This is a genomic window from Brachybacterium vulturis (assembly GCF_043641765.1).
In the GTDB taxonomy this organism is placed as follows: Bacteria; Actinomycetota; Actinomycetes; order Actinomycetales; family Dermabacteraceae; genus Brachybacterium; species Brachybacterium vulturis_A.
In genome coordinates this window covers 47,926-72,069 of the sequence record NZ_JBHZRO010000007.1, presented here as the reverse complement: position 1 = coordinate 72,069, position 24,144 = coordinate 47,926, and the positions used below count along the sequence as shown (strand labels likewise).

Genomic DNA, 24,144 nt, shown 5'->3' with positions numbered 1-24,144 from the left:
GTGTCGCGAAGAGGTAGAGGTTGCCGGAGGTTGCAGCGCTGCTCCCGGGCCCTGCTCCGTCCCGGCCCCTGCCCCGTCCCCGGCGGGGCCGCCGACCGGACGACGGACGGCCGGGCCACCCGCGAGGGTGACCCGGCCGTCCGGGGGTTGCGGCGAGGCCGCGCGGCGCCGGCGGTCCGAGGAGAGCGGACCGTTGCTGCCGGAGTGGATCAGTAGAGGTTCAAGAAGGTCTGCAGGACCTCCGTGGTGTCCTCGTCGATCTCGTCGTCGCCGTCCTGGTTGGCACCGATCTCGTGCTGGAGCCCGGCGACGGTCTTGGGGCCGATCACGCCGTCCTGCTCGGTGTTGGCCCAGGCCTGGAGCGCGAGGGTGGTCTCCTCGTTCATCTCACCGGTCTGCTCCACGCCCAGCCAGTCCTGCAGGGCGGTGGTGGTCTTCGGCCCGATCTTCCCGTCCACCTCGAGGGTGCCGGCGACCTGGAGGTCAGCGGTCGCCTGCGAGCCGGCCGACTGCGCGGGCTGCTCGGCGGCGGGCTCCGCATCCGGCTTCGCAGCCGGCTCCGGGGCGGGCTGGGACTTCTGCTCGTCCTGGTCGGCCTGCTCGTTCTGTTCAGTCTTCTTGGTGAAGCCGTTCTCATCGCAGTTGTCGGCGATGCCATCGCCGTCGCAGCTCCAGTCCCCCTGGGGCTCGGTGCTCTCACGCTCGGTGGAGCGGTTCGCCCGCTGCTCCGAGCCACGGCTCGGGGTGGAGTCCTGCTGCTCCTGCTCCTGGCTCTGCGAGGGGGCGGGAGCGCTGGCGGTGTCGGCGCCGCCGCTCAGGGCGGAACCGCAGTTGGGCCAGGCACCGGCGCCCTGCATGCTCAGCAGGGTCTCGCCGGCGGCGATCTGCTGGCTCTTGGAGGCGAGATCAGCGCGCTCGGCGTACTGGAGACCGCCTGCGGCCTCCCAGGAGGACTGCGTGAACTGCAGACCGCCGTAGAAGCCGTTGCCGGTGTTGATCGACCAGTCGCCGCCGGACTCACAGGCGGCGACCTCGTCCCAGCCGGTCGCGGCGTTCGCGGCGCCGCCGGTGGCGAGCATGCCGGTGGCGACGACCGCGCCGCCGGCAAGGGCCACGGCCGTGCGGGTCAGGCCGCGGCGCAGGGTGGGGGTTCTGGTGGCGGCGTGCGTGCTGTGGTGGGACATGAACACGTCCTCTCGCATCTTTCGCTGGATTCGCGGCTTCGCAGGCTGCGGAGCGCGCCTCGAACGTCGGCCACCGTAGGGGCCGTGCACCCCCTGCCGGCAAGCACCTTGAGCGGGCGCTGACGGAGATTTGACCCGCCGCTGCGGCGACCGGGGAACGGTCATAGACCGTTATCTTTCTGTGACCGGCGAGGATGGGGTGGACGTGGTGGGTGCGGAGGCGTGATGTGAGCCGGCTCCCGTATGTGGGCCCGGTCACCGGGGTGGGCGCCGGGCGTGATCCAGCGCTCGGCGCGCCGCTCGGCATACGCTCGGCTCATGCGACGACGCATCGACCGGGCCGGCGGAGCCCGGAGCGTCCGCGCCGGAGCGGTGTCCGGGCCGGCGCTCTATGGGGTGATGCTGCTCGGAGCCGCGCTCGTGCACCTGGCGGCGCAGCTGGTCGGGAACATGCCCCTCGCGGGCCTCACGCAGGTGCTGCTGATGCCGCTGCTGGCCGCCGCGCTGTGGACGGGCACCACCGCACCGCGCCCCCTGATGGTGCGCCTGGCACTGGTGGCGCTGGGGTTCTCCTGGCTGGGGGACGTCATCCCGCGCTTCGTCGGCGGAGATCCCGGATTCCTCGGGATGCTGGGCAGCTTCCTGGTCGCACAGCTGCTGTTCGCGCTCGCCTTCTGGCCGCGACGGGGCCGTTCGGTGCTGCGCAGCCCGCTCAAGGTGCTGCCATACCTCGCCGCGGCGGCGAGCATCATCGTGCTGTGCGCGCCGGGGGCCGGCTCGCTGCTGCCCGCCGTCTCGGTGTACGCGGCCGCGATCTGCGCGATGGCGGTGCTGGCGACCGGACTGGGCCCGCGCGGCAGTCTCGGGGGAGCGCTGTTCGTGCTCTCCGATGCGCTGATCGCACTGAAGGCGTTCGGGGTGCTCACCCTCCCGGCCCACGAGATGTGGGTGATGGCCACCTACATCACCGCACAGGTGCTGCTGATCCTCGCCGTGCGCTCGGAGGCTCGCAGGGGGCCCCCGTGATGACGGCGGCTGCGCAGCGGATGCTCCCCCGTCGCGGTCGCCGAGGCTGCAGGCAGCTGCTGGACGGGCACCGGGGATGCCCGGCGGGGGAGCGTTCCCGGTTCACCGGTCCTCGACGGCCTCGCGCAGCTCCTCCTTGGTCATCGAGGAGCGTCCCTCGACGTCCTGCCGCTTCGCATCCTCGTAGAGCTGCTCCTTGGTGCGTCCCTGCGCCCCGGAGCGGGAGCGCCGGCCGCCGCGCTGCGCGGGGGACTGGTCGTCGAGCGAGGTGCGGCTCGCCTCCTCCGCCTCGCCCTCCTGTGCGCGGGTCTTGTTCACGGTGCGGGCGGCGATCTCCTCCGCCTCGTCCTCCGGGACGCCCTTGTCCACCTGGCCGTCTTTGACGTGCTGGTACTGGCGCTCTCGCTTCCGGCTCCATGCCTCGGGCATGATTCCTCCTGATCTCGACGGATCCGCGGTGCCGTCCGGTCCGCCACCTCATCCTCCTGCACGGCGACGGCGCGGTCGAGAACTCCCACCGAACGGTCGACGGGTCGGAGCCGTCCGCGGCACCGACCCGCCGATGACCCTCGGCGCTGCCCCGAGGGGCGTCATTCGCGGCGCGAGTCCCCGGACATCGAACCGATGCTGTTGGAGGGGGTGGATTCGTCACGCCAGCGCAGCAGCGCCCCGATGCCCTCGGGGATCCCGAGCGCGTCCTGCTCGAGCGCTGAGATGGAGGCATCCGTGGCCAGCGCCGAGCGCAGCAGCTCCTCGATCCCGGCCGGCTCGTGCCCGCTGACCAGGACCAGCTCCTCGACCTGCCCGCGGGCGAGAGCCTGGCCGACCTCGGCCGCCCCGCCGACGGAGGCGCCGTCACGAGCCTGGCTCTCACGGAACCGCTCGGCGAGCTCCCGCTGGCGGGCCGCGATGAAGGCATCGGTGGCGGCGTTCAGCTCCTCCCGGAACGGGCCCCGGTCCAGGGCGACGCCACGGCTGCCGCCCTGGACCTCGATCAGACGATCCCTGGTCTCCCGCCCCAGCGCCTCGCGCAGCAGACCGATCGCTCGCACATCGCCGCTGAGCATCACCATGTCGACCCGGCGCTCGCGCAGGATCCTCTCGACGGATCCGGCGACGGCGTCGGCGTTGCGCTCCCAGGAGTCCTCGACCCGGGCCTCGAAGTTGTCGGCGCGCCAACCATGCTGAGGCCCGCCGCCGACGCTCGCCTTGTGCAGGACATCGTGCCCGCCCTCGACCGTCGAGTCCTCTCCCAGCTCCCTCCCACCGTGGCTGATCGAGGGATTCTCCGCAGAGCGCAGGTGCAGATCCGCGCCCGCCCGATCGACCACGATCAGCAGCTGGCTGACGGCGAAGGGGATCAGCTGGAGAAGCGGCAGCAGCTGCGGGAACTCCCCGCGGTGCGCGGACTCCTGGAGCGGCGGGGCCGGCAGCACCCGGTCCACGAGGATCTCGGTGTCCGTGGCGAAGATCGACCGTCCCTGCCGGCCACCGAGGGAGGACGGGGTCAGCACGGACTCCTCGATCTGCGCGAGCAGCTCCTGCGGAGCACCGTCGGCCGCGAGTCGGGAGCGCATCTGCGCCCACCTCGCCTCGAGCTCGGCGGCGGCGGAGGGATCGGTCCGGGTGGTGTCGAGATGGACCGAGAGGAACGGGCCAGCCTGGTCGAGGACGGGGGTGAGCCAGGGCAGTTTCACAGGGGGACCTCCAGCATGTTCGTCGCGCGGGGACCGATGCCCAGTTCGGCGTCGTCGCCCCGCCTGGGTCCGCTCAACCTTTCCACGCGCGGTCGGCCGCCGCAAGCATCGGGTGCCCTTCTGCCCCGCCTCCGGAGCGGCCACCGGCTCCGCCTCCGGAGCGGCCACCGGCTCCGCCTCCGGTCCGGACACCGGGTCCGCAGAGGTGCCCGCGACCGCCCGTCGGCCTCAGTCCGCGTCCCGGTGGGCCACTCCTGCCGTGCGGGCGACGTCTCGCCAGGTGGCGGCGAGGGAGGCGATGTTGGCGTGCGCGTTCAGCCCGCTCGGCTGCGGCACCACCCACAGGGGCACGTCCACCGGCCAACCGGTCACCTCTGCCGGGTCCTGCAGGCCCAGGTGGGCCTTCGGCAGCGCATAGGCGGTGCGGAACGCTGTGATCCCGGCGATCGCGACCGTCCCCGGCCGCAGCTCGGACACCCGTGCCACCAGGTCCCGACCCGCGCGGCGCAGCTCCTCGCGGCTGAGCTCGTCGGCGCGCACGGTGGCGCGGCCGATCAGGTTCGTGATCCCGATGCCGCGGGCGAGGAGGTCCTGCTCGTCCTCGGGGTCCAGGCCGCGGGACGCGTCGACCGGTCGGGAGGTGAGCCCGGCGCGGTGCAGCGAGGGCCAGAAGCGGTTGCCCGGCCGGGCGAACGGGGCATTGACCGCCGCGGTCCAGAGCCCCGGATTGATGCCCACGATGAGCAGCCGCAGCGGTGCGGCGCCGTCGCGGCCGGCGGGATCCGGCAGCACGTCGTCGATCGCGTCCGGAGCAGGGGTCGCGAACGCGGTCAGATCATTCCTGGTGGGCTTGCGGCCGGCCAGCGGGGAGGGGCGCCGAGTGCTCATCCGTCCACGGTACCCATCGTGCCTCTCGGCCGCGGTGGAGCGGCGGGTAGCCTGGCCCCATGCGCCCCATGGAGGCCGGACGACTGCACGTGATCGCGGGTCCGATGTTCGCCGGCAAGACCGAGGAGCTGCTGCGCAGGGTCCACCGGGCCCGCCTGGCAGGTCTCGCGGTCGAGGTGATCGGACACCGTCTCGACTCGCGCCGGGGCGCGGATCGCCTGAGCACGCATACCGGGCGCACCACGCCCGCGAGGATGCTCGAGCGGGCCGAGCAGCTGCGGCTCCCGGCCGGGGCGGACCGCGCCGGCGCCCCCGGAGCTCCCGACATCGTCGCCCTCGACGAGGCGCAGTTCTTCGGCCCGTCCCTGGTCCCTGCGCTCGAGGCGCTGCTGGAGGCCGGCATCCAGGTGGAGGTCGCCGGACTGTGCGTCACCTACGACGGCGGCCCCTTCGAACCCCTGCCCACCCTGATGGCGATGGCCGAGGAGGTCGTGAAGCTCACCGCGGTCTGCACGGTCTGCGGGGCCGACGCCGCCTTCCATGTGCGTCTGGTCGCCGACGGTGCCGCGGCGCTGGAGGCGACCGCCGCCCAGGTCGGTGGTGCCGAGTCCTACCAGGCCCGATGCCGCAGCCATCGGCAGGACGCCCCGCCGCGGGATCGCTCCTGGGACAGCAGCCGTCCCGGCGGCACGGCGGCAGCGCTCAGGTGATCGGCTCCGGCGGCAGCGGACGCCCCTGCGGCGCCGGTGCGTGGACCGTGGAACTCTCCCGAGGGCGGTGCGCGGAGCACCTGGTGGTGCGAGGTGCGGCTGCAGTATTCCTCACGGGATCGCACGGCGCGATGGGGAGCGGCCCTGCTCGGGCCTGCCTCGCCGCTCGAGGCCCGGGCTGTCGATAGCCTGGTCCCCATGATCGCCACCGCAGACCCGGGCCCCGTCGGCTCACCGACCAGCAAGGACGCAGCGGGATTCCGCGCCCCGTCGGCCGTGCGCTATACCGGCGTCGCGGGGGAGCGGAGGGAGGTCGGGCTGCCGGCCCCTGCCGGCATCGAGGACCTGCGGGGACGGAGGATCGCCCCCGGCGACATGCTCCGCTGGTTCGTGCACCCGGTGCTGGATGCGGACCAGACCTGGGGCGCGACCTGGGTCGCGCTCGACCTCGTCCTGGACGACGGCAGCCGGCTGTCCGACCACGCACCCCGCGACCAGTACGGGACCCTCGCCACGGCGGAAGGCCTCGGCGAGGGCGCGATCCTCTACCCGGACCAATGGAACGACGTGCAGATCGACCTCGCAGCCCTCGTCGGCCGCACCGTCACCGAGGTGCTGCTGGTCCTGCAGGCACCGGCAGACCCGGAGGGGGACCTGCTCGAGGGGCTCGGCGACCCGCAGCGGGACGCCCCGGAGCTGACCGGGTGGATCGACGGCCCCTACCTCGCGCCGCGCCCGGCGGATCCGCCGCTGACGGACCCCGTGGCCTGGGTCGACACCCGTCGCGGGACCTATTCCTCCGGTGACTTCTCCCGCGGGAACACGCTGCCGCTGACCGCGATGCCCAACGGCTTCGCGCTCTTCACCCCCGCGACCGATGCCCGCACCCGCCGCTGGCTGTACGAGTACCACCGCGCGAACGGCGCCGACAATCGACCGCGCCTCCAGGGGATGGCGGTCTCCCACCAGCCCAGCCCCTGGATGGGGGACCGGAACCAGTTCCTGCTGATGCCGCTGCTGGGCGCCGCCCCGGACCCGGCACCGGCGGCCCGGGCACGAGGCTTCGACCACGACGGGGAGATCGCGCGGCCGGACCTGTACGAGGTCCACCTCGACGGCGGGACCACGCTGCGGCTGGCACCGACGGACCACGGGGCGATCTGCGAGATCGCTCTGCCGGCAGACGCCGACGCCGGCCACCTGCTGCTCGAAGGAGCCGATGAGCACTCCCGCCTCGACGCCTCCGGAGCGGTGTTCGACGGCTGGGTCCATGCCTGGGTGGACTCCGCGGCCGCGCCGGGACAGGCCCGCGCCGACGGGGCGCGGCGCATGTACGTGGTCGCCGAGGTGGAGCCGGCCCCGGTCTCCGTGGAGCAGGCCCGCAGCGGCAGCACCGGCAGCGTGCTCACCTTCGCCCCGGGCACCGAGAACGTGACCGTGCGCCTGGCCACCAGCTATCTCGGTCTCGCCCAGGGCCGCCGCACCCTCGCCCAGGAGCTCGCCGGCCGCTCCTTCGAGGAGATCCGCCTCGCCGCCCACGCCGCCTGGGCCGAGCGGCTGCAGGTGATCGACGCGCCCGAGGCCACCCCCGCCCAGCGTCGCACCCTGTACGGCAACCTCTACCGGCTGAACCTCTACCCCAGCTCCCACTGGGAGAACGCCGGCACCCCGGCCCGGCCCGAGCCGGTGCACGCGAGCCCGGTGCTGCCCGTCAAGGGCGAGGCCACCGACAGCCGCAGCGATGCGCAGGTGCTGCCCGGCAGGCTCTACGTCAACCACGGCTTCTGGGACACCTATCGCACGGCCTGGCCCGCGTACGCGCTGCTGTACCCGCAGCTCGCGGCGCAGCTCGCCGACGGGTTCGTCCAGCAGTACCGCGAGGGCGGCTGGATCGCCCGCTGGTCCTCGCCCGGCTATGCGGACTGCATGACGGGCACCAGCAGCGACATCGCCTTCGCCGACCTGCAGGTCAAGGGCGTGCCGCTGCCCGATGCGCGATCCGCCTACGACGCCGGGCTGCGCAACGCCACCGTCACCCCGCCTGCCGCGGAGGTGGGGCGCAGAGGCCACGAGCGGGCGGTGTTCACCGGCTACGTCGACACCGACACCGCGGAGTCCGTCTCCTGGACGCTGGAGGCCCACCTCAACGACGCCGGCCTCGCGGCCCAGGCCGAGCTGCTCGCCGCGAGCGCCGTCGAGGAAGGGCAGGAGCAGGCGGCGGCGCAGCTGCAGGAGGAGGCGAACTACCTGCGCGCCCGCAGTCTGAACTATCCCCTGCTGTTCGACCCCGCGATCGAGTTCTTCCAGGGGCGCCGGAAGGACGGCGGCTTCGCGCTGAGCCCGACGGAGTACGACCCGCGGGTGTGGGGAGGGGACTACACCGAGACCGACGGCTGGAACTTCGCCTTCCACGTCCCGCACGACGGGGAGGGGCTGGCCGCGCTGTACGGCGGCCGCGAGATGCTCCGCGGACGTCTCGAGCAGTTCTTCGCCACGCCCGAGCGGGCGGACCTCCCCGGCAGCTACGGGGAGGTGATCCACGAGATGGTCGAGGCGCGGGCGGTGCGGATGGGGCAGTTCGGCATGTCCAATCAGCCCTCGCACCACATCCCCTTCCTCTTCCATCACATCGGCGCCCCTGAGGAGGCCTCCCGGATCGTGCGCGAGGTGCAGCGGCGGCTGTTCGTCGGCGAGCAGATCGGCCAGGGCTACCCCGGGGACGAGGACAACGGGGAGATGAGCGCCTGGTGGCTGCTGACCGCGCTGGGCCTGTACCCGTTGCAGCTGGGCACCGGCCGCTACCACCTGGTGGCCCCACTGTTCCCGCGCGCGGCGGTGCGGCCCCTGGGCGGGGAGGCGTTCTCGGTGACGACCGAGGCGGAGGACCGCGGCGACGTCTGCATCACCGGGATGACCGTCGACGGCCGCGAGCACCGGGACTCCTGGATCGACCATGCCGACCTGCGCGGGGAGCTGCGCGTGCGCCTGGCGGCGGAGCCCACCGGCTGGGGCGGGATCCCGCCCTCGCTGAGCGCACCCGGGGAACGACCGCAGCCGCTGCGGGACCTGTTCGCCGCGGATCCCGGCGACCCCCTGCGCGATGACGACTCCCGCACCGAGCAGGAGTTCGACTCCGCCGGCGTCGTGATCGAGCTGCCGGTGCTGGGAGAGCCGCAGCAGGCCCGCTTCCTCACCCTCACCTCCTCCGCTCGCGCCGGCGCGGACCCGATCGCCTGGCGGCTCGAGGGCTCCGACGACGGCCGCCGCTGGACGACGCTCGATGAGCGCTCCGCACAGCGCTTCCGATGGCGGCGCCAGACCAGACCCTTCGAGATCTCCGCGCCGCGACCGTGCCTGCATCACCGCCTGGTGATCACGACCTCCGAGGGCCCGCTGCGGCTCGCCGAGGTGGAGCTGCTCGCCTGAGCGGTGCTCGGCCGGCGCACCAGAGCGGCCCGGCCGAGGGCCGGGATCCCGGTACGCCGCTCCGGCAGCGCCCCGCCGCGGCGGGGCGCTGCCCGCGGATCACCCGCCGCACGCGGCGGGAGCCGCGATCAGGCCACGGCGCCCTGGCGGCGCTGCCCGACCTCCTTCAGCACGGTCACCAGTGCGCCGGCCACCAGGCTGCCGACGAGGATCGCGAGCAGGAAGCCCCAGATCGGAGAGATCGCGAAGGCGACGAAGATGCCGCCGTGCGGAGCCTGCGAGCCGACCGAGAAGGCCATGATCAGCGCGCCGGTGACGGCACCGCCGGTCATCATCGAGGGGATCACGCGCAGCGGATCGGCCGCGGCGAAGGGGATCGCGCCCTCGGTGATGAACGCCGCGCCCAGCAGCCACGCGGTGGCGCCGTTCTCCCGCTCGACGGGAGAGTAGAGGCGACGGCGCACCACCGTGGACAGCGCCATCGCCAGCGGCGGGACCATGCCCGCGGCCATCACGGCCGCCATGATCTCGAAGGCCGCCTCGGTGCCCTGCGAGAGGCCCGCGGTGGCGAAGAGGTAGGCCGCCTTGTTCACCGGACCGCCGAGGTCGAAGCACATCATCAGCCCGATGATCACGCCCAGCAGGATCGCCGAGGAGCCGGACATGCCGGTCAGGGCGTCCTGGAGCGTGGTCATCAGCGCGGCCAGGGGCCGGCCGAGGAACAGCAGCATCAGCCCGCCCACGACGAGGGTGGTCACCAGCGGGATGATCACCACGGGCATCAGGCCCGCGAGCCACCGCGGCGGGGTCAGGGTCGTGAACCACAGTGCGACCAGGCCGGCGAGCAGTCCGGTGATCAGGCCGCCGAGGAAGCCCGCGCCGACGGCCAGGGAGACCGCACCGCCGATGAAGCCGGGAGCGATGCCGGGACGACCGGCCAGGCCGAAGGCGATGTAACCGGACAGCGCCGCGACCAGGAAGCCCATGCCGAGGGAGCCGAGGGTGAACAGCACTGCACCGAGGTAGAGGGCCAACCCCGCGCGCTCGGTCTGCAGCATCCCTGCCGCGCCCTCGTACTCCTGAGCGCCGGGCAGGGAGCTCAGGGAGTAGCCGGTCGCGACGTCCTGGGCGACGAAGGCGACATCGAAGCCGCCGATCAGGAAGCCCAGCGCCATCAGCAGACCGCCCGCGGCGACGAAGGGGATCATGTAGGACACGCCGGTCATCACGGCGCCCTGGATGCGGCGCGGCCAGGACTGCTTGCCCGCCGAGCCGGCGTCCTCACCCGCCGCGGCGCCGCCGCCGGAGGGGACCCGGGAGGCGGAGGGGTCGGAGGCCGCGGCCACCGCCTCGTCGATCAGCTGCGGGCCGTGCGAGATCGCCCGCTTGACCGGATGCTCCACCAGCGGCAGGCCCGCGAAGCGCTCCCGGCCGGAGATGTTCACGTCCGCGGCGACGATCAGCGCGCTCGCCGCGGCGATCTGCTCGGTCGTGAAGGGGGTGATGCCGCCGGATCCCTGGGTCTCCACGTGCAAAGCGATGCCCTTGTCCTTCGCGGCGTTCTCGAGGGACTCGGCCGCCATGTAGGTGTGGGCGATCCCGGTGGGGCAGGAGGTGATCGCCAGCAGCACGGGCGCCTCGCCCCTCGCGCCGACATCGGCCGACGCCGCCGTACCGGCCGCAGCGGTGCCGGTCGCAGCGGTGCCGGTCGTCGAGGCATCGTCGGCGGAGCTCTGGGCGGCCGGCGAGGCCGGGGCGGCAGCCGGCGCCTCGGCGGGCGCGAGCACGCCCATCACCAGCTCGGAGACCTGCTCGGGCGCCGTCGCCGCGCGCAGCTCGGCGAGGAACTCGGGGCGGATCAGGGCCCGGGAGAGCTGGGCCAGCAGCTGCAGGTGCTGATCATCGGTGCCGGCCGGCGCGGCGATCCCGATGATGAGATCGGCGGGACCGTCGGCCGAGCCGAAGTCCACGGGCTCGGACAGGCGCAGGACGCCGAGTGCCGCCTCCTGCACCGCGTCGGCGCGGCAGTGGGGGATCGCGAAGCCACCGGGCATGCCGGTGGCGAAGGACTCCTCGCGCTTCAGCAGGCCGGCTTCGAGACCGTCGCGGTCGGCGCGACCGGTGGCGGCGATGAGATCGGCCAGCAGGCCGATCACGGCGAGCTTGTCGCCGGGAGGATCGACCTCCAGGCGCACCAGCTCAGGGGTCAGCAGGGGACCGGACATGGGTTCTCCTTCGAACAGGCTCATCCTGCGCAGCGGGACGAGGGGTGGGGGATGGGGGTCAGAGTCGGATCACGCGCTCGGCGTCGAGCCGGACCTGGTCAGGGCGGGGGATGGTGGTTCCGGGAAGGCCGACGGCGGCGGTGCCGTAGGCCAGGGCCCGGGCGAGGCGCGCGCCGGGACCCTCGCCGCGCTCACGCGCTATGAGGTACCCCGCGGTCGCGGAATCCCCGGCGCCGACGGTGGAGACCACCGGACCGGCCGGGGACGGCGAGTACCAGGCGGCACCGTCGGTGGCGAGCAGGCCGCCGGCCGCGCCGAGCGTCACCAGCACGGCGCCCACGCCCTGCCGGTGCAGATCGAGCGCGGCGTTCCGCACCCCGGTGAGGTCCCCGGCCGCGGCCTGCTGCTCGAGCAGGGCCCCGTCGGTCCCCACGATCTGCCCGAGCTCCTCCGCATTGGGCTTGAGGAAGTCCGGGGCCGTGCCCGGCAGGGCTGCGGCCAGCGCGGTCAGCGGGGCGTCGGAGGTGTCGACCCCGACGCGGGCACCGACGCCGTGCAACGCCTGCACCAGGCGCACGTACTCGTCCACCGGCAGGCCCGGGGCGAGGGAGCCGGAGAGCATGACGCTGTCGCCGGCGGCCACGGCGCCCAGCAGCAGCTCCTCGAGCGCCGTGACCTCGGCGGGGGAGAGCGTCGCGCCGGGCTCGTTGAGCTTCGTGGTCGTCTCCGGGCTGGAGAGCACGGTGAGGTTCGTGCGCACCCGGCCTGCGACAGGGCAGCTGCGGTGCGGGAGCCCAGCGGCCTCCAGGAGCTCCAGCAGCGGATCGGAGGGTGCGGCGGGGAGCACGGCCAGGACGGGCAGGCCGGCACGGTGCACGCCGAGGGCGACATTGATGCCCTTGCCCCCGGGCTGGGTGCTCTCGGCCCCGATGCGGTGCACGCCGCCGGGGGTGAGCGGGCCATCCAGGTCCACCGTGCGGTCCAGGGAGGGGTTGGCGGTGAGGGTGATGATCATGCGAGGTGGACCTCGGTCCCGGAGTCGATGAGGTGCCGGCGGAGCTGGGCGGGGAGCTCGGCGTCGGTCACGAGCACGTCGACGTCGGTGAGGGCGGCGAAGGTGACCAGGTGACGGGCACCGATCTTGGTGGAGTCGGCGAGCACCACCCGCCGTCCCGCAGCGCGGACCATCGCGGTCTTCACCGCGGCCTCCTCGGGGTCGGGGGTCATGAAGCCCTCGGCACCCACTCCGTTGCAGCCCAGGAAGGCGACCTCCGGGTGCAGGGGGCGCAGCGCCTGGACGGTGGCGGAGCCGACGGCCGCCTCGGTGGTGGGACGCACCCGGCCGGGCAGCACGTGCACCGCGAGATCGGTGTGGACCAGGGCGCCCTGGGCGATGGCCGGGGCGTTGGTGATCACGGGGCCGTGCCGCCCGGACAGGTGGGGGAGCAGCTCGGCGGTGGTGCTGCCGGCATCGAGCAGCACGGCGGCCTGCGGGTCGTTCGGCAACAGGGCCGCGGCGGCGTGGGCGATGCGGCGCTTGGCCTCGACGTTCTTCACGCGGCGGGAGGTGAGGTCGGGTTCGACCTCGGCGGTGCGGCGGGGGACAGCGCCGCCGTGGACGCGCACCAGCAGGGTCCGCTCGGCGAGCTGGTCGAGGTCGCGGCGGATGGTCTCGGTGGTCACCTCGTACTGCGCGGCCAGCTCCGTGACGGTCACCCGGCCGCTGCGGGAGAGCTCGTCGAGGATCCGGCGCTGGCGTTCTCTGGCGTACATCGGTCCACCTGCTTCATCGGAGGGACGGAGGCGGCCGACGGAGATGCCGGGTACCGCGATGCCCCGAACACTACCGAGAGAAACCACAGAGAACAAGAGTTGGAATGTGTTGTTTTGTGGTTCGTCGGGTCCGGTGCTCGATGTGGCGTTCCCGGTGTCGTGGAACCGACGGGCGATTACAGTGAGCGTTGCGCCCACCGTGAACGCCGCGCCCACCGTGAACGCCGCGCCCACCGTGAACGCCGCGCCGACTCCAGGAGGAACGATGAACCGTCCCGACCCTGAGCACCCGCAGCACCCGGAGCGCCGCCCTCGGCAGCCCGCACCCGCCGAGACCTCACGCGGCACGGCCGTTGCGGCCGACGAATACGCGGCTCAGCGGCGGGTCCGCCACTTCATCACGCGCCAGCAGGCCCGTCGCTTCCTGTCCGAGGTGAACTACCCCCACCGCATCCACCCCGCTCTCGTGCCCGGCGTCTCCGTCGAGGACCAGAAGGTGCGCTACGGCGTGGACCGCGGGGTCGTCGTCGCGGTCGGAGCGCTGATCATCGGCTTCGTGGTCTGGGGTGCGCTCTCGCCGCAGCAGGTGTTCGACGTCTCCGGCGCGGCGCTGAGCTGGGTGATGGAGAACCTCGGCTGGATCTTCAACGTGATCGCCATCGGCATGGTGCTGGTGCTCCTGGTCCTCGCCTTCTCCCGCTACGGGAAGATCCCCCTGGGCCTGGACGGGGAGGAGCCCGAGTACGGGACGGCCTCCTGGGCGGCGATGCTCTTCGGTGCCGGCATCGGCATCGGCATCATCTTCTTCGGACCCTACGAGCCGCTGACCTACTACCTCTCGCCGCGTCCCGGAGCGCCGTACGACGCCGGATCGATCGCCGCGATGAAGGGCGCGATCGCCCAGTCCGCCCTGCACTGGGGGCTCAACGCCTGGGCGATCTACGCGATCGTGGGACTCGCGGTCGCCTACGTGTCCTTCCGTCGCGGGCGGGTGCCGCTGATGAGCGCGATCGTGTCCGGTCTGTGGGGCGGGGACTCGAGCTCGCTGCCCAGTCGCATCATCGACGGCCTGGCGATCATCGCGACCCTCTTCGGCACCGCCGCCTCCCTCGGCATCGGCGCGATGCAGATCGCCCGCGGCGTCGAGATCGTCACCGGACTGGGCACCGCCGGGAACGGGGCTGCGATGGGCATCATCATGGTGCTGACCATCGGCACGATCGCCTCCGCGGTCTCCGGGGTCAACCGCGGCATCCGCTGGCTCTCGAACATCAACATGACCCTCGCCCTCGCGCTCGCGGTGTTCATCTTCGTCGTCGGGCCGGCCATCTTCCTGCTGAACATCATCCCCGGGGCGATCACCGAATACTTCGGCACCCTGCCGGCGATGCTCGGGGCCAACATGTCCGAGGGCGAGGACATGCAGGCGTTCCTGTCCTCCTGGACCTCGTTCTACTGGGCGTGGTGGGTGAGCTGGGCCCCGTTCGTCGGGGTGTTCACCGCGAAGATCTCCCGCGGCCGCACCATCCGTCAGTTCGTGCTCGGGGTGCTGCTGATCCCCTCGTCGATCATCGTGCTCGCCTTCGCCGTGCTCGGCGGGACCGCGATCTGGCTGCAGCGCCGCGCGAGCGAGCTCGACGCCGCGGGCAACACCGTCGGGATCGCGGACCCGGACCTGGCCATCGCCCCCGACGGCACGATCGATTCGCTCCCGCTGCCCGCGGAGATCTTCTTCGCCGTCATCGACCAGCTGCCCGGCAGCGTGGTCATCTCCGCGATCGTGATCATCATGCTGGGGATCTTCTTCATCACCTCGGCGGACTCCGCCTCGCTCGTGAACTCCCAGCTCTCCCAGCAGGGCAACCCCTCGCCCCGGCGCCTGATCACGGCCTTCTGGGTGCTGTGCATGGCGGGGATCGCTGTGGTGATCCTGCAGTTCGGCGGGGAGAACGCCCTGAAGGGCCTGCAGAACCTCATCGTCGTCACCGCGCTCCCCTTCGCCGTGATCCTCATCCTGATGGTCGTGGCGCTGGTCAAGGAGCTGCGCAACGACCCGATGATCATCCGGGGCCACTACCAGGATGTGGCGATCGAGAACGCCGTCAAGGTCGGGGTCGCCGAGTACGGCGACCATTTCGCGCTCAGCGTCGAGCCCACGAGCACCGACAGCGAGTTCGCGACCGGAGCCGAGTTCGACTCCACCGCCGCGGAGGTCACCGACTGGTACGTGCGCACCGATGAGGAGGGCAATCCCGTCGAGTACGACTACGAGACCGGTCAGTACCTCTCGGAGGGCGGCGCGGAGCAGCCCGGCACCGGGCCGGAGCGGGAGAGCTCCGGGGACTCCCCGCAGGGGTGAGGCATCCGCCATCGCCACCGCGCCCGGGACGTCTCCGGCGCCCGCGAGCCATTAGCATCGGAGCACTCTGCGAGCACCGCACCCCCAGGAGAAGAGCACCGATGTCCCAGGCCTTTCACGCCGACTCGTCCGACCTCGCCGCCAAGGAGGTGCTGACGTGGGAGCTGTTCGGCACCGCCTCGCGGGAGCTCGCGCAGTCCATCGCCGATTCTGACTTCGACCCGGAGATCGTCATCGCGGTCGCCCGCGGCGGTCTGCTGCCGGCCGGCTCCCTCTCCTACGCACTGGGGCTGAAGCTCGCCGACGCGATCAACGTCGAGTTCTACACCGATGTCCACGAGACGCTGCCGGACCCGGTGCTGCTGGCCCCGATGCTCGACACCGAGTCGATCCAGGGCAAGCGACTGCTGGTGGTCGACGACGTCGCCGATTCGGGCCGCACCCTCGCCCTGGTGCTGGACCTGCTGCGCGAGATGGGGGCCGACGCCCGCAGCGCCGTGCTCTACGCGAAGTCCGCCTCGGTGGTCGATCCCGACTTCGTCTGGCGCCGCACCGACGAGTGGATCGTCTTCCCCTGGTCGGCCGAGCCGCCCGTCACCCCGTCGGCCGGCTGACCCGCGGGTTCAGCCGGCGTTGCCCGCTGGCCGGCCCGCTGGCCGAGCGAGTCACGCGCACCCGCGGTGAGGGGCGGCCGCCGCGCCGGCAGCTCCCCGACCGGGCCGCCGTCCCCGGGAGCCGTCCCCGGGATTGTCAGAGAACGTTCCAGATCTGCGGTGGAACTGGAACGTTCTCTGACGATCCCTGGAGATCCGTCGATGCGGGGCGATGCGGGGCGGCGCGCAGCGCTGCGGGGCGACAGTTCGTTGCGCGTGCTCAGCGAGCGCCCGTGGAGGTCGGGTCCGGAGGATCGTCGGGGTTACGGGTGGTGCTCCGCCCCGGGCCGGCCTCGCGCTCCGCGCTGCGCCCTGTGCGGCGCTCCGCGCTGTGCCCTGTGCGGCGCTCCGCGCTGTGCCCTGTGCGGCGCTCCGCGCTGTGCCCTGTGCGGCGCTCCGCGCCATGCTCCGCGCTGTGCTTCGGCGAGCCGGGCTCGCCCTCCTCGTCCCCGTGGTGCCCGAAGGGCAGGACGTGCATGATCACGACGACGACGGCACCGATGAGCAGCCCGAACACGAAGGAGCAGAAGGTGTTGATCAGCCAGGCGAGCACACCGCCGACCGCGGCGAGGCCGGCCACCATCCCCTCGAGATGGTGGACGACGCCGTAGGGCTGGGCGAGACCGAGCTCGTGGGTGCCTACCAGCAGGATGTGGCCGCCCACCCACAGCATCGCGACCATGCCCACGTAGCTGATCGCTGTCATCACCTTCGGCATCGCCCGGACCAGACCGTGGCCGAACTTGGCCTTGAGCTCGGAGTCCTCGTCGGCCGCCATCGCGAGGCCCACATCGTCCATCTTCACCAGGATCCCGACGGCGCCGTACACCAGCACGGTGATGCCGATCGCGACCACGACGAGCACGATCGCGCGCGCCCACAGCGACTCGGCGTCGATCGAGTTCATCGAGATCACCATGATCTCCGCGGAGAGGATCAGGTCGGTGCGCACCGCGCTGGAGACGATCTTGTCCTCGGCGCCGGGGCCCTTGGCGGCGGCGGGTGCCTGCTCGGGCTTGCCGCGGACCAGCTCCCAGATCTTCTCCGCGCCCTCGAAGCTCAGGTACAGGCCGCCGAGCATGAGGACGGGGGTCAGCGCCCAGGGCGCGAACACGCTCAGCAGCAGCAGGGCCGGCAGGATGAAGATCAGCTTGTTGCGGAAGGAGCCCTTGGTGATCCGCCAGATGATCGGCAGCTCGCGCTTGGGCTTGAGCCCCTTCACGTACTGCGGGGTCACCGCAGCGTCGTCGATCACCACGCCCATGGCCTTCGACCCGGCCCTCGCGGACGCGGCGGCCACGTCGTCGGCGCTGGCCGCGGCCAGGCGGGCGAGCACGGCGACGTCATCGAGCAGTGCGGCGAGTCCACCGGCCATGCTGAGGTCCCTTCCCTCGAGGAGCGGGCCGCCCGGCGGCGACCGGGGTCAGGATAACCGGGCGAGTCGGGCTCTCCTGCACGCGCGAGTCGGACCCCGCACCCGCCGACAGCGGCCATTGCCGCGCCGGAATCAACCCACAGCGAAATCGGCGGCCCGGGGGTCGACGGCGTCCGGCTGCGGTGACATGGTGAGGGCATGGACATCGCACTTATCGGAGGACATGGCAAGGTCGCGCTGCTCGCGGCACCGCTGCTGGTGAAGGCCGGGCACACGGTCCACTCAGTGATCCGCAACCCGGACCACGCGGCGGAGGTGGAGGCCACCGGAGCCCGGACGGTGCTCACCGACATCGAGACCCTCGACGGACCGGGCTGGGATGAGCTGCTGCGCGGCAAGGACGCGGTGGTGTGGACCGCCGGAGCCGGCGGCGGGAGTCCGCAGCGCACCCGCGCCGTCGATCAGGATGCGGCGATCGCCTCGATGGACGCCGCCCAGCGGGTCGGCGCGGAGCGCTACCTGATGGTCAGCTACTTCGGGGCGGGCCCGGACCACGGGGTCCCGGAGTCCGAGCCGTTCTTCGCCTACGCGGAGGCCAAGGCGCAGGCCGATGAGCACCTGCGCGGCACGCAGCTGGCATGGACGATCCTGCAGCCCTCCGGTCTCACCCTCGAGGAGCCGACGGGCCGCATCGCGCTCGATGCCGCCGAGGCCGGCACGGTCTCCCGCGGCAACGTGGCCCGCACCATCGCGGCCGCCCTCGAGCGGCCCGGCACGGCCGGGAAGACCCTGCGCTACAACGACGGCGAGCAGGAGATCGGCGAGGCCTTCGACGCCGTGAGCTGACGGCGCCCGCCACCGCTCGCGGACGTGCGACGTCCCCGGCCGCCAGGAGCGGCCGGGGACGTCCGCCGTCCGGGGCCCTGCGGTGCCCTATCGTGTGAGCGTTCGACCAGGCAGGAGACCGAAGGAGCACAGTGGACAGCGCACGCCGATGGGCAGGGGTGGTGGCGCTCGCCATCGGGATCTTCGTGCTCATCACCGTCGAGGAGCTGCCCATCGGAGTGCTCAGCGTGATGGCTCCGGACCTCGGCGTGAGCGAGGGCGTGGCCGGTCTCGCGGTCACGGTCCCGGGGATCCTCGCCGGCGCGGTCGCCCTGTGCACGCCCGTCCTGGTGCGGGGCATGGACCGACGGCTCGTGCTGGTGCTGGCGCTGGCCTCGGTGGCGCTGTCCTGCGCACTGAGCGTCGTCGCCCCGACCTTCGCGGTGCTGCTGCTGGCGCGGCTGTTCGCCGGGGTCGCGATCGGCCTGTACTGGGCGGTGATGGCGATCGTCGCCCTGGGCCAGGTCCCCGCGAAGCACGCCGCCCGGGCGCTGACCATCGCCTTCGCCGGCGCCGGGGGAGCGCTCGTGCTCGGGGTGCCGGTGGCCGCCTGGATCGGGACTCACGTGGGATGGCGCCTGGCCTTCGCGGCGGTCGGCATCGTCGCCGCCGTGGTCGCCCTGCTGATCCTTCTGCTGGTCGAGCCCGTCCGCTCCCCGGTGAAGGTGACGGGCTCGATGATGCTCGCCGCCGCCCGCACCCGCGGGGTGCGCTACGCGCTCGGCCTGATCGCGCTGGCGGTGGTGGGGCAGTTCCTCACCTACAGCTTCATCAGCCCGGTCCTGATCGAGCGCGCCGGTGTGGGGCTGGGGGACATCGGGCTGATGCTGCTGGTGTACGGCCTCGCCGGACTGGTGGGGAACTTCGCGGTGGGCCCGCTGGTGCGCCGCAGCCCACCGGCCGCAGTGCTGGTGGTGGTCACCGGGACCGGCCTGAGCCTGCTCGCCGTGCTGACCGTGATGGATGACCCACGACGAGCCATGGTGGTGATGGCGGGATGGGGGCTGTGCGTCGGCGCGATCTCGGTGGCGATGCAGGCCTTCATCGGCTCCGAGGCGAGCGAGGTCCTGGAGGAGGCCACGGCGCTGAACAGTGCCGGCTTCAACACCGCGATCGCGATCGGGGCCCTGATCGGCGGCCTGATCCTCGACGCCGCCGGACTGACCCCGATGATCCTCACCTCGGTGCTGATGGTGGGCGGCGGGGCGCTGCTGGTCGTCCACTATCTGCGCACCTCCCGGGTCCCGCAGCCGGCGGCGCCGCTCAGCCGGTGATCCGGAACGAGGTGACGCCGCGGGGGACCTCCCGGCGCACATCGATCCCGTCGACCCGGGCGCTGGAGGGCCCGCGGCGCAGCTGATCGATCATCGCCTCCACGGCCTCGGGGCTGCCCTCGAGCGCCGCCTCGACGCTGCCGTCCAGCAGGTTCCGCACGGTGCCGCCGACCCCCCACCGGGAGGCCTCGGCGGCGGCGGCCATCCGGAATCCGACCCCTTGCACCCGGCCCCGCACGCGCACGATCCGCCGGACCCGGTCGGCCCCGTCCTGGACGTCTTCGCTCACCCTCGCTCCCCTCTCTCCGCCACCCGATGCCGGCCCGCGCCCGGCTCGGCGGCCCTGGCTGATCATCGTGCCGCCGCGGTCCTCTCCCGTCGAGAGATCGTAGCCCTGCTCGCTCGCGTCCCTCCGCTGCGCGTCGGCGTGAGCACGGGCAGATGAAGCGAGGATGAGAGTCCTCTCAGGTTCTCCTCCGACCTCGGGCCCCACCCCTACCCTGGGCACATCAGCCGGTATCACGGCCATGACATCGGGACCGCGCCGCAGGCCGGCGGGAGTCCCTCCCCAGGAAGGTGGCCCGCCATGACCCGCACGATCCTCCGTCCCCGCAGCACCGCCCGCGCCGCCGCGCTCGGCGCACTCGTGATCGCCCTCGCCGCGGGCTGCGGCGGCACCGACCAGGGCGAGGACGGCGCCGCCCCGGCGGACGAGCCCGGCACCTCCCAGGACGGCGGTGACTCCGGCGGCGGCGATTCCGAGTCCGGCGGCCCGGCCGAGGACGACGCCATCGCCGACGACGGGGCCGCGAGCGATGGCGGCGCGGAGGCGCCCGAGGAGCAGGAGCCCGCGGCGGACGCTCTTCCCGCGGACGCGGATCTGGCCATCGCGGAGCTGCCGATCAGCGCCGAGCGCGCGGTCGAGATCGCCACCGAGACCACCGGCGGCGGCGATCTGGTCCAGGTCGAGATCGATCACGACGACCGCGCCGGTGCGTGGGAGTGGGAGCTCGAGCTCGTCGAGGACGGCACCCAGCACGAGCTCGACATCGACGCCACCACCGGCGAGGTCACCGAGCACGACACTGAGGAGGACGACGACCAGGACCCGGTGGTCGATGTGACCTCCCCGATGGCGTATGCCGAGGCGATCGAGATCGCTCTCGGTCAGGAGCCCGGGCGGGTCAGCGGCTGGGAGCTGGACTCCGAGGACGGCACCATCCGCTACCAGATCGACATCGACCGCGCTGAGGGCGGGGATGTCGAGGTGGAGGTCGATGTCGAGACCGGTGACGTCCGGATCGACGATTGATCCCGGCATCGCCCCGGAGGCTCACCGGCCCTGGGCGCGGCCCCATCCGCCGTCAGCGCGGGGCGATCACCGGCTCGCCGGTCGCGTCGCGATGCATCACTTCGCGGCCGCCCTGCCACACGCGCCGCGTCCGGTGCCGCACGTCCAGCGGATCCCCCTCCCACAGCACCAGATCCGCGTCCTTGCCCGGAGCCAGTGAGCCGAGCCGGTCCGCGACCCCCAGCACCTCGGCCGGATTGAGGGTGATCGCCCGCAGGGCGTCGGCCGGAGCCATCCCGTGCTTGACCGCGAGGGCGGCCTGGTCGACGAGGAACTCGATGGGTACCACCGGGTGGTCCGTGATGATCGAGACCTTCACTCCCGCGGCGGTGAGGAGGCCGGGCGCCTTCGGGGTGCGGTGCCGCACCTCCACCTTGGATCGCGAGACGATCAGCGGGCCGTAGAGCACCGGCACTCCGGCCTCCGCGATCCGGTCGGCGATCAGGTAGGACTCGGTGCCGTGGTCCAGCACCAGCTCGAAGCCGAACTCCTCGGCGATCCGCAGTGCGGTGGCGATGTCATCGGCCCGATGGGAATGCTGGCGCCAGGGGATCTCCCGCTCCAGCACCCGGCTGAGCGCCTCGGAGACCAGATCCGCGTCGCGGTCCTCCACCGGCTTGGCGGCCCAGGCCCGGGCCTTCGCGAAGGCCTGTCGGATGGTCAGGGCCACACCGAGCCGGGTCGAGGGGGTCTGCGAGCGCTCGCCGTAGACCCGTTTGGGGTTCTCCCCGAGCGCGGCCTTCAGCCCGGAGGGGCTGCGCAGCACCATCTCGTCCACCACCCGGCCGTGGGTCCGGATCGCGACGGCGAGGCCGCCGATCGGATTCCCGGAGCCGGGGTTGACGTTCACCGCAGTGATCCCGCCGATGATCGCGTCGTCGAAGCCGATCTCGACGGGATTGATCGCGTCGATCGCCCGGGCCGCGGCCATCACGGGAGCGGTCATCTCGTTGGTGTCCTCCCCGGCCCAGCCCTCGCCCTCCTCGGCGACCCCGAGGTGCACGTGGGCGTCGATGAAGCCCGGCAACAGCCAGCCGCCTGCCGCATCGAGGATCTCGGCCTCCGCCGGGACCTCCAGCTCGGGGCCGAGACCGGTGATGCGGCCGTCCTGGATCAGGACGGTGCCGTCGAAGGGCTCGCCCTCGATCGGGACGACGTGGGCGTGGGTGATGGCGGTGAGAGTCATGCCACGACGTTCCGCCGCCCGGCCGGTGGAGTCAAATCGGCCGAGGAAGCACGGCACGCACGGCGTGCCCGGGCTACTCTTCCCCCATGTCGAAGAAGACCCCGCTGGCAGACCAGACCCCCACCGGATTCCCGCTGCCCTCGGGCTGGAGAGGTGATGTCACCGACTTCGACCCGCGCGCCACCCCCGGCTTCCGGGGGAAGAAGGCCGAGGGGAAAGAGCTGCTGAGGCTGCGCGATCGCGCGCTCGATGACCTGCAGGAGCGACTGTACGCGGCGCATCACGGAGAGCGGGGCGGCCGCTCCGTGCTGCTGATCGTGCAGGGGATGGACACCGCCGGCAAGGGCGGGATCATGCGGCACGTGGTGGGCAGCGCGGACCCGCAGGGCGTGGACATCACCGCGTTCAAGGCGCCCACCCCGGCGGAGAAGCGCCATGACTTCCTGTGGCGGATCCGCAAGCACGCCCCCGCTCCCGGGATCATCGGGGTCTTCGACCGCTCGCAGTACGAGGACGTGCTGATCCACCGGGTGCACGGCTGGGCCGACGCCGCGGAGATCCGCGAGCGCTATACGGCGATCAACGCCTTCGAGCGGGAGCTCGCCGAGGCCGGCACCACGGTCGTGAAGGTCATGCTCCACATCTCGCGCCAGGAGCAGGGCGAGCGATTGATGGAACGACTGGAACGGCCGGACAAGCACTGGAAGTTCAGCCCGGCCGATGTGGACGAGCGCGCGCACTGGGACGACTACCTGGAGGCGTACACCCGGGCGCTGCGCGCCACCTCGACCGTCGGTGCCCCCTGGACCGTGGTCCCGGCCGACCGCAAATGGTACGCCCGCATCGCCGTGCAGCAGCTGCTGCTGGATGCACTGGAGGGCATCGACCCGCAGTGGCCCGCAGCGGATTTCGACGTCGAGGAGCAGGTCGGGCGGCTGCGCGCGACGATGGACTGATCGCGGCCCCGGTTCCCCGGGGCGTCACAGAGGTGATTTGTGCCGCTGGGCTCGAAGGATGATGATGGCGGCATGACTTCCGTGACTTTCCACAGCGATCCCGTCACGACCGTCGGTGAGCTGCCCTCGCAGGGCTCCGCGCTGCCGGCCTTCGAACTCGTCGGCCAGGACCTGTCCGCCGTCAGCAGCGCGGACCTCGCCGGCAAGCGCGTGGTGCTGAACATCTTCCCCTCGCTGGACACCGGCACCTGCGCGATGAGCGTGCGGAGGTTCAACGAGCTCGCCGCGGGCCTCGAGAACACCGTGGTCGTCTGCGTCTCCGGGGACCTGCCCTTCGCCCAGGCCCGCTTCTGCGGCGCCGAGGGCATCGAGAACGTCGTCACCGGCTCCGCCTTCCGCTCCACCTTCGGCGAGGACTTCGGGGTGAGGATGGATGACGGGCCGTTGGCGGGTCTGCTCTCCCGCGCGGTCGTGGTGACCGATGCGAGCGGCGCGGTCGTCCACACCGAGCACGTCGCCGAGGTCACCGCCGAGCCCGACTACGAGGCCGTGACGGCCGCCCTGGTCTGAGGCGCACCGCTCCGGGACCCGGTCCGCGCCGTCGCACGGGCCGGGTCCCTGCGTTTCCCCCGCCGCCGCATCGCCGTCGACTCACCGCTGGTGGTCGCCCATCGAAGGAGTTCTGATGACCGCATTGCACATCGACCTGGCCCGCGTCCACGACATGCTCGACGACGAGGGCTCCGACCCGACGGAGTTCCGGGTGCTGGTGGACCGGCTCTGGCCACGGGGCGTGAAGAAGGAGCGCCTGCACCACGACGACTGGGACCAGGACGCCGCCCCCAGCTCGGACCTCCGCACCGCCTTCCACAGCGGCGAGCTGGACTTCGAGGAGTTCGCCGGCCACTACCGCCGGGAGCTCGACGACTCCGGCGCCGCCCAGGCGCTGCGGCAGCGGGCACTCGACGCCGGGGCGACGCGTCTGGTGCTGCTGTTCGCGGCGAAGGACACGGAGCACACTCACGCCCAGGTGCTCCAGGACGCCGTGGCCGAGGCAGGGGACTGACAGCACTGCAGAGGGTGGGAGCCGGACCGGTCAGGACGAAGGTCGCGGGTCCGGGATGAGGCGGATCCCTACCGTGGGGGCGGCGCTCGTCGCGGCAGCGACGCAGATGC

The 24,144-nt window shown here is 72.5% G+C and carries 21 protein-coding genes; 11 read left to right on the top strand and 10 right to left on the bottom strand.

Annotation, left to right across the window (positions count from 1 at the left end):
* Positions 1–209: 209 nt before the first annotated feature.
* Positions 210–1,184 (bottom strand): transglycosylase family protein, encoded by a 975-nt coding sequence (locus tag ACHUEU_RS07165; RefSeq protein ID WP_394215227.1) that lies wholly within the window; start codon positions 1,182–1,184, stop codon positions 210–212.
* A 318-nt stretch (positions 1,185–1,502) separates the two neighbouring features.
* Here ACHUEU_RS07165 and ACHUEU_RS07160 point away from each other — a divergent pair, with 318 nt between their 5' ends.
* Positions 1,503–2,210, top strand: coding sequence for a lysoplasmalogenase (locus ACHUEU_RS07160; protein ID WP_394215225.1), 708 nt, complete (start codon positions 1,503–1,505; stop codon positions 2,208–2,210).
* Between the two features lie 102 nt (positions 2,211–2,312).
* Here the strand turns inward: ACHUEU_RS07160 and ACHUEU_RS07155 are convergent, their stop codons facing one another.
* The 3 genes from ACHUEU_RS07155 to ACHUEU_RS07145 form a co-directional block, all read right to left on the bottom strand.
* Complete coding sequence (locus tag ACHUEU_RS07155; RefSeq protein WP_394215224.1) at positions 2,313–2,639, bottom strand: plasmid stabilization protein; 327 nt, start codon at positions 2,637–2,639, stop codon at positions 2,313–2,315.
* A 161-nt stretch (positions 2,640–2,800) separates the two neighbouring features.
* On the bottom strand, positions 2,801–3,907 hold the full coding sequence (locus tag ACHUEU_RS07150) for a baeRF2 domain-containing protein (protein WP_394215223.1): 1,107 nt from the start codon (positions 3,905–3,907) through the stop codon (positions 2,801–2,803).
* A 228-nt stretch (positions 3,908–4,135) separates the two neighbouring features.
* Positions 4,136–4,795 (bottom strand): mismatch-specific DNA-glycosylase, encoded by a 660-nt coding sequence (locus tag ACHUEU_RS07145; RefSeq protein ID WP_394215222.1) that lies wholly within the window; start codon positions 4,793–4,795, stop codon positions 4,136–4,138.
* A gap of 59 nt (positions 4,796–4,854) precedes the next feature.
* Here ACHUEU_RS07145 and ACHUEU_RS07140 point away from each other — a divergent pair, with 59 nt between their 5' ends.
* A complete protein-coding gene (locus tag ACHUEU_RS07140) occupies positions 4,855–5,505 on the top strand; it encodes a thymidine kinase (RefSeq protein WP_394215221.1) in 651 nt (216 codons plus the stop codon).
* Between the two features lie 198 nt (positions 5,506–5,703).
* Positions 5,704–8,931 carry a GH92 family glycosyl hydrolase gene (locus ACHUEU_RS07135; RefSeq protein ID WP_394215220.1) on the top strand — a complete coding sequence of 1,076 codons (3,228 nt, stop codon included), beginning with the start codon at positions 5,704–5,706 and terminating at the stop codon, positions 8,929–8,931.
* A 128-nt stretch (positions 8,932–9,059) separates the two neighbouring features.
* Here the strand turns inward: ACHUEU_RS07135 and ACHUEU_RS07130 are convergent, their stop codons facing one another.
* The 3 genes from ACHUEU_RS07130 to ACHUEU_RS07120 are packed head-to-tail and all read right to left on the bottom strand — an operon-like array spanning position 9,060 to position 12,929.
* Positions 9,060–11,156, bottom strand: coding sequence for a PTS fructose transporter subunit IIABC (locus ACHUEU_RS07130; RefSeq protein WP_394215219.1), 2,097 nt, complete (start codon positions 11,154–11,156; stop codon positions 9,060–9,062).
* 58 nt (positions 11,157–11,214) lie between these two features.
* Positions 11,215–12,171 carry a 1-phosphofructokinase family hexose kinase gene (locus ACHUEU_RS07125; RefSeq protein ID WP_394215217.1) on the bottom strand — a complete coding sequence of 319 codons (957 nt, stop codon included), beginning with the start codon at positions 12,169–12,171 and terminating at the stop codon, positions 11,215–11,217.
* Complete coding sequence (locus ACHUEU_RS07120; RefSeq protein WP_394215216.1) at positions 12,168–12,929, bottom strand: DeoR/GlpR family DNA-binding transcription regulator; 762 nt, start codon at positions 12,927–12,929, stop codon at positions 12,168–12,170. The genes ACHUEU_RS07125 and ACHUEU_RS07120 overlap by 4 nt, the downstream gene beginning before the upstream one ends.
* Before the next feature lie 265 nt (positions 12,930–13,194).
* On the opposite strand from ACHUEU_RS07120, the gene ACHUEU_RS07115 reads away from it, so the two are divergent.
* Positions 13,195–15,288 (top strand): BCCT family transporter, encoded by a 2,094-nt coding sequence (locus ACHUEU_RS07115; RefSeq protein ID WP_394215215.1) that lies wholly within the window; start codon positions 13,195–13,197, stop codon positions 15,286–15,288.
* Positions 15,289–15,389: 101 nt separating this feature from the next.
* The gene (locus ACHUEU_RS07110; protein ID WP_394215214.1) at positions 15,390–15,902 is read left to right on the top strand and encodes a phosphoribosyltransferase; all 513 of its coding nucleotides are present in this window, start codon (positions 15,390–15,392) and stop codon (positions 15,900–15,902) included.
* 259 nt (positions 15,903–16,161) lie between these two features.
* On the opposite strand, the gene ACHUEU_RS07105 is transcribed toward ACHUEU_RS07110, so the two are convergent.
* The gene (locus ACHUEU_RS07105; protein ID WP_394215213.1) at positions 16,162–17,316 is read right to left on the bottom strand and encodes a DUF808 family protein; all 1,155 of its coding nucleotides are present in this window, start codon (positions 17,314–17,316) and stop codon (positions 16,162–16,164) included.
* 198 nt (positions 17,317–17,514) lie between these two features.
* Here ACHUEU_RS07105 and ACHUEU_RS07100 point away from each other — a divergent pair, with 198 nt between their 5' ends.
* Together ACHUEU_RS07100 and ACHUEU_RS07095 are read left to right on the top strand one after the other, a co-directional pair.
* Positions 17,515–18,162 (top strand): SDR family oxidoreductase, encoded by a 648-nt coding sequence (locus ACHUEU_RS07100; RefSeq protein ID WP_394215212.1) that lies wholly within the window; start codon positions 17,515–17,517, stop codon positions 18,160–18,162.
* A 131-nt stretch (positions 18,163–18,293) separates the two neighbouring features.
* Complete coding sequence (locus tag ACHUEU_RS07095) at positions 18,294–19,475, top strand: MFS transporter (RefSeq protein WP_394215211.1); 1,182 nt, start codon at positions 18,294–18,296, stop codon at positions 19,473–19,475.
* Here the strand turns inward: ACHUEU_RS07095 and ACHUEU_RS07090 are convergent.
* The gene (locus ACHUEU_RS07090; RefSeq protein WP_394215210.1) at positions 19,465–19,764 is read right to left on the bottom strand and encodes an acylphosphatase; all 300 of its coding nucleotides are present in this window, start codon (positions 19,762–19,764) and stop codon (positions 19,465–19,467) included. The two genes, ACHUEU_RS07095 and ACHUEU_RS07090, sit on opposite strands and share 11 nt — an antisense overlap.
* 297 nt (positions 19,765–20,061) lie before the next feature.
* Between ACHUEU_RS07090 and ACHUEU_RS07085 the strand changes: the two genes are divergently transcribed.
* Positions 20,062–20,787 (top strand): PepSY domain-containing protein, encoded by a 726-nt coding sequence (locus tag ACHUEU_RS07085; RefSeq protein ID WP_394215209.1) that lies wholly within the window; start codon positions 20,062–20,064, stop codon positions 20,785–20,787.
* A 52-nt stretch (positions 20,788–20,839) separates the two neighbouring features.
* On the opposite strand, the gene ACHUEU_RS07080 is transcribed toward ACHUEU_RS07085, so the two are convergent.
* Complete coding sequence (locus tag ACHUEU_RS07080) at positions 20,840–22,012, bottom strand: amidohydrolase (RefSeq protein WP_394215208.1); 1,173 nt, start codon at positions 22,010–22,012, stop codon at positions 20,840–20,842.
* 86 nt (positions 22,013–22,098) lie between these two features.
* Between ACHUEU_RS07080 and ACHUEU_RS07075 the strand changes: the two genes are divergently transcribed.
* The 3 genes from ACHUEU_RS07075 (at position 22,099) to ACHUEU_RS07065 (ending at position 24,034) form a co-directional block, all read left to right on the top strand.
* Positions 22,099–22,968, top strand: coding sequence for a PPK2 family polyphosphate kinase (locus ACHUEU_RS07075; protein WP_394215207.1), 870 nt, complete (start codon positions 22,099–22,101; stop codon positions 22,966–22,968).
* Positions 22,969–23,040: 72 nt separating this feature from the next.
* Entirely contained in the window at positions 23,041–23,538 is a 498-nt protein-coding gene (gene tpx, locus ACHUEU_RS07070) for a thiol peroxidase (RefSeq protein ID WP_394215206.1), read from the top strand.
* A gap of 115 nt (positions 23,539–23,653) precedes the next feature.
* Complete coding sequence (locus ACHUEU_RS07065) at positions 23,654–24,034, top strand: DUF488 domain-containing protein (RefSeq protein WP_394215205.1); 381 nt, start codon at positions 23,654–23,656, stop codon at positions 24,032–24,034.
* Positions 24,035–24,144: the final 110 nt, after the last annotated feature.

What these genes read in the sequence shown, in the direction of transcription:
- ACHUEU_RS07080 (WP_394215208.1), bottom strand. Translation starts at nt 22,012, where the DNA reads ATGACTCTCACCGCCATCACCCACGCCCACGTCGTCCCGATCGAGGGC.
- ACHUEU_RS07140 (WP_394215221.1), top strand. Translation starts at nt 4,855, where the DNA reads ATGCGCCCCATGGAGGCCGGACGACTGCACGTGATCGCGGGTCCGATG.
- ACHUEU_RS07145 (WP_394215222.1), bottom strand. Translation starts at nt 4,795, where the DNA reads ATGAGCACTCGGCGCCCCTCCCCGCTGGCCGGCCGCAAGCCCACCAGG.
- ACHUEU_RS07130 (WP_394215219.1), bottom strand. Translation starts at nt 11,156, where the DNA reads ATGTCCGGTCCCCTGCTGACCCCTGAGCTGGTGCGCCTGGAGGTCGAT.
- ACHUEU_RS07160 (WP_394215225.1), top strand. Translation starts at nt 1,503, where the DNA reads ATGCGACGACGCATCGACCGGGCCGGCGGAGCCCGGAGCGTCCGCGCC.
- ACHUEU_RS07155 (WP_394215224.1), bottom strand. Translation starts at nt 2,639, where the DNA reads ATGCCCGAGGCATGGAGCCGGAAGCGAGAGCGCCAGTACCAGCACGTC.
- ACHUEU_RS07075 (WP_394215207.1), top strand. Translation starts at nt 22,099, where the DNA reads ATGTCGAAGAAGACCCCGCTGGCAGACCAGACCCCCACCGGATTCCCG.
- ACHUEU_RS07165 (WP_394215227.1), bottom strand. Translation starts at nt 1,184, where the DNA reads ATGTCCCACCACAGCACGCACGCCGCCACCAGAACCCCCACCCTGCGC.
- ACHUEU_RS07125 (WP_394215217.1), bottom strand. Translation starts at nt 12,171, where the DNA reads ATGATCATCACCCTCACCGCCAACCCCTCCCTGGACCGCACGGTGGAC.
- ACHUEU_RS07065 (WP_394215205.1), top strand. Translation starts at nt 23,654, where the DNA reads ATGACCGCATTGCACATCGACCTGGCCCGCGTCCACGACATGCTCGAC.
- ACHUEU_RS07115 (WP_394215215.1), top strand. Translation starts at nt 13,195, where the DNA reads ATGAACCGTCCCGACCCTGAGCACCCGCAGCACCCGGAGCGCCGCCCT.
- ACHUEU_RS07120 (WP_394215216.1), bottom strand. Translation starts at nt 12,929, where the DNA reads ATGTACGCCAGAGAACGCCAGCGCCGGATCCTCGACGAGCTCTCCCGC.
- ACHUEU_RS07110 (WP_394215214.1), top strand. Translation starts at nt 15,390, where the DNA reads ATGTCCCAGGCCTTTCACGCCGACTCGTCCGACCTCGCCGCCAAGGAG.
- ACHUEU_RS07085 (WP_394215209.1), top strand. Translation starts at nt 20,062, where the DNA reads ATGACCCGCACGATCCTCCGTCCCCGCAGCACCGCCCGCGCCGCCGCG.
- ACHUEU_RS07100 (WP_394215212.1), top strand. Translation starts at nt 17,515, where the DNA reads ATGGACATCGCACTTATCGGAGGACATGGCAAGGTCGCGCTGCTCGCG.
- ACHUEU_RS07105 (WP_394215213.1), bottom strand. Translation starts at nt 17,316, where the DNA reads ATGGCCGGTGGACTCGCCGCACTGCTCGATGACGTCGCCGTGCTCGCC.
- tpx (WP_394215206.1), top strand. Translation starts at nt 23,041, where the DNA reads ATGACTTCCGTGACTTTCCACAGCGATCCCGTCACGACCGTCGGTGAG.
- ACHUEU_RS07135 (WP_394215220.1), top strand. Translation starts at nt 5,704, where the DNA reads ATGATCGCCACCGCAGACCCGGGCCCCGTCGGCTCACCGACCAGCAAG.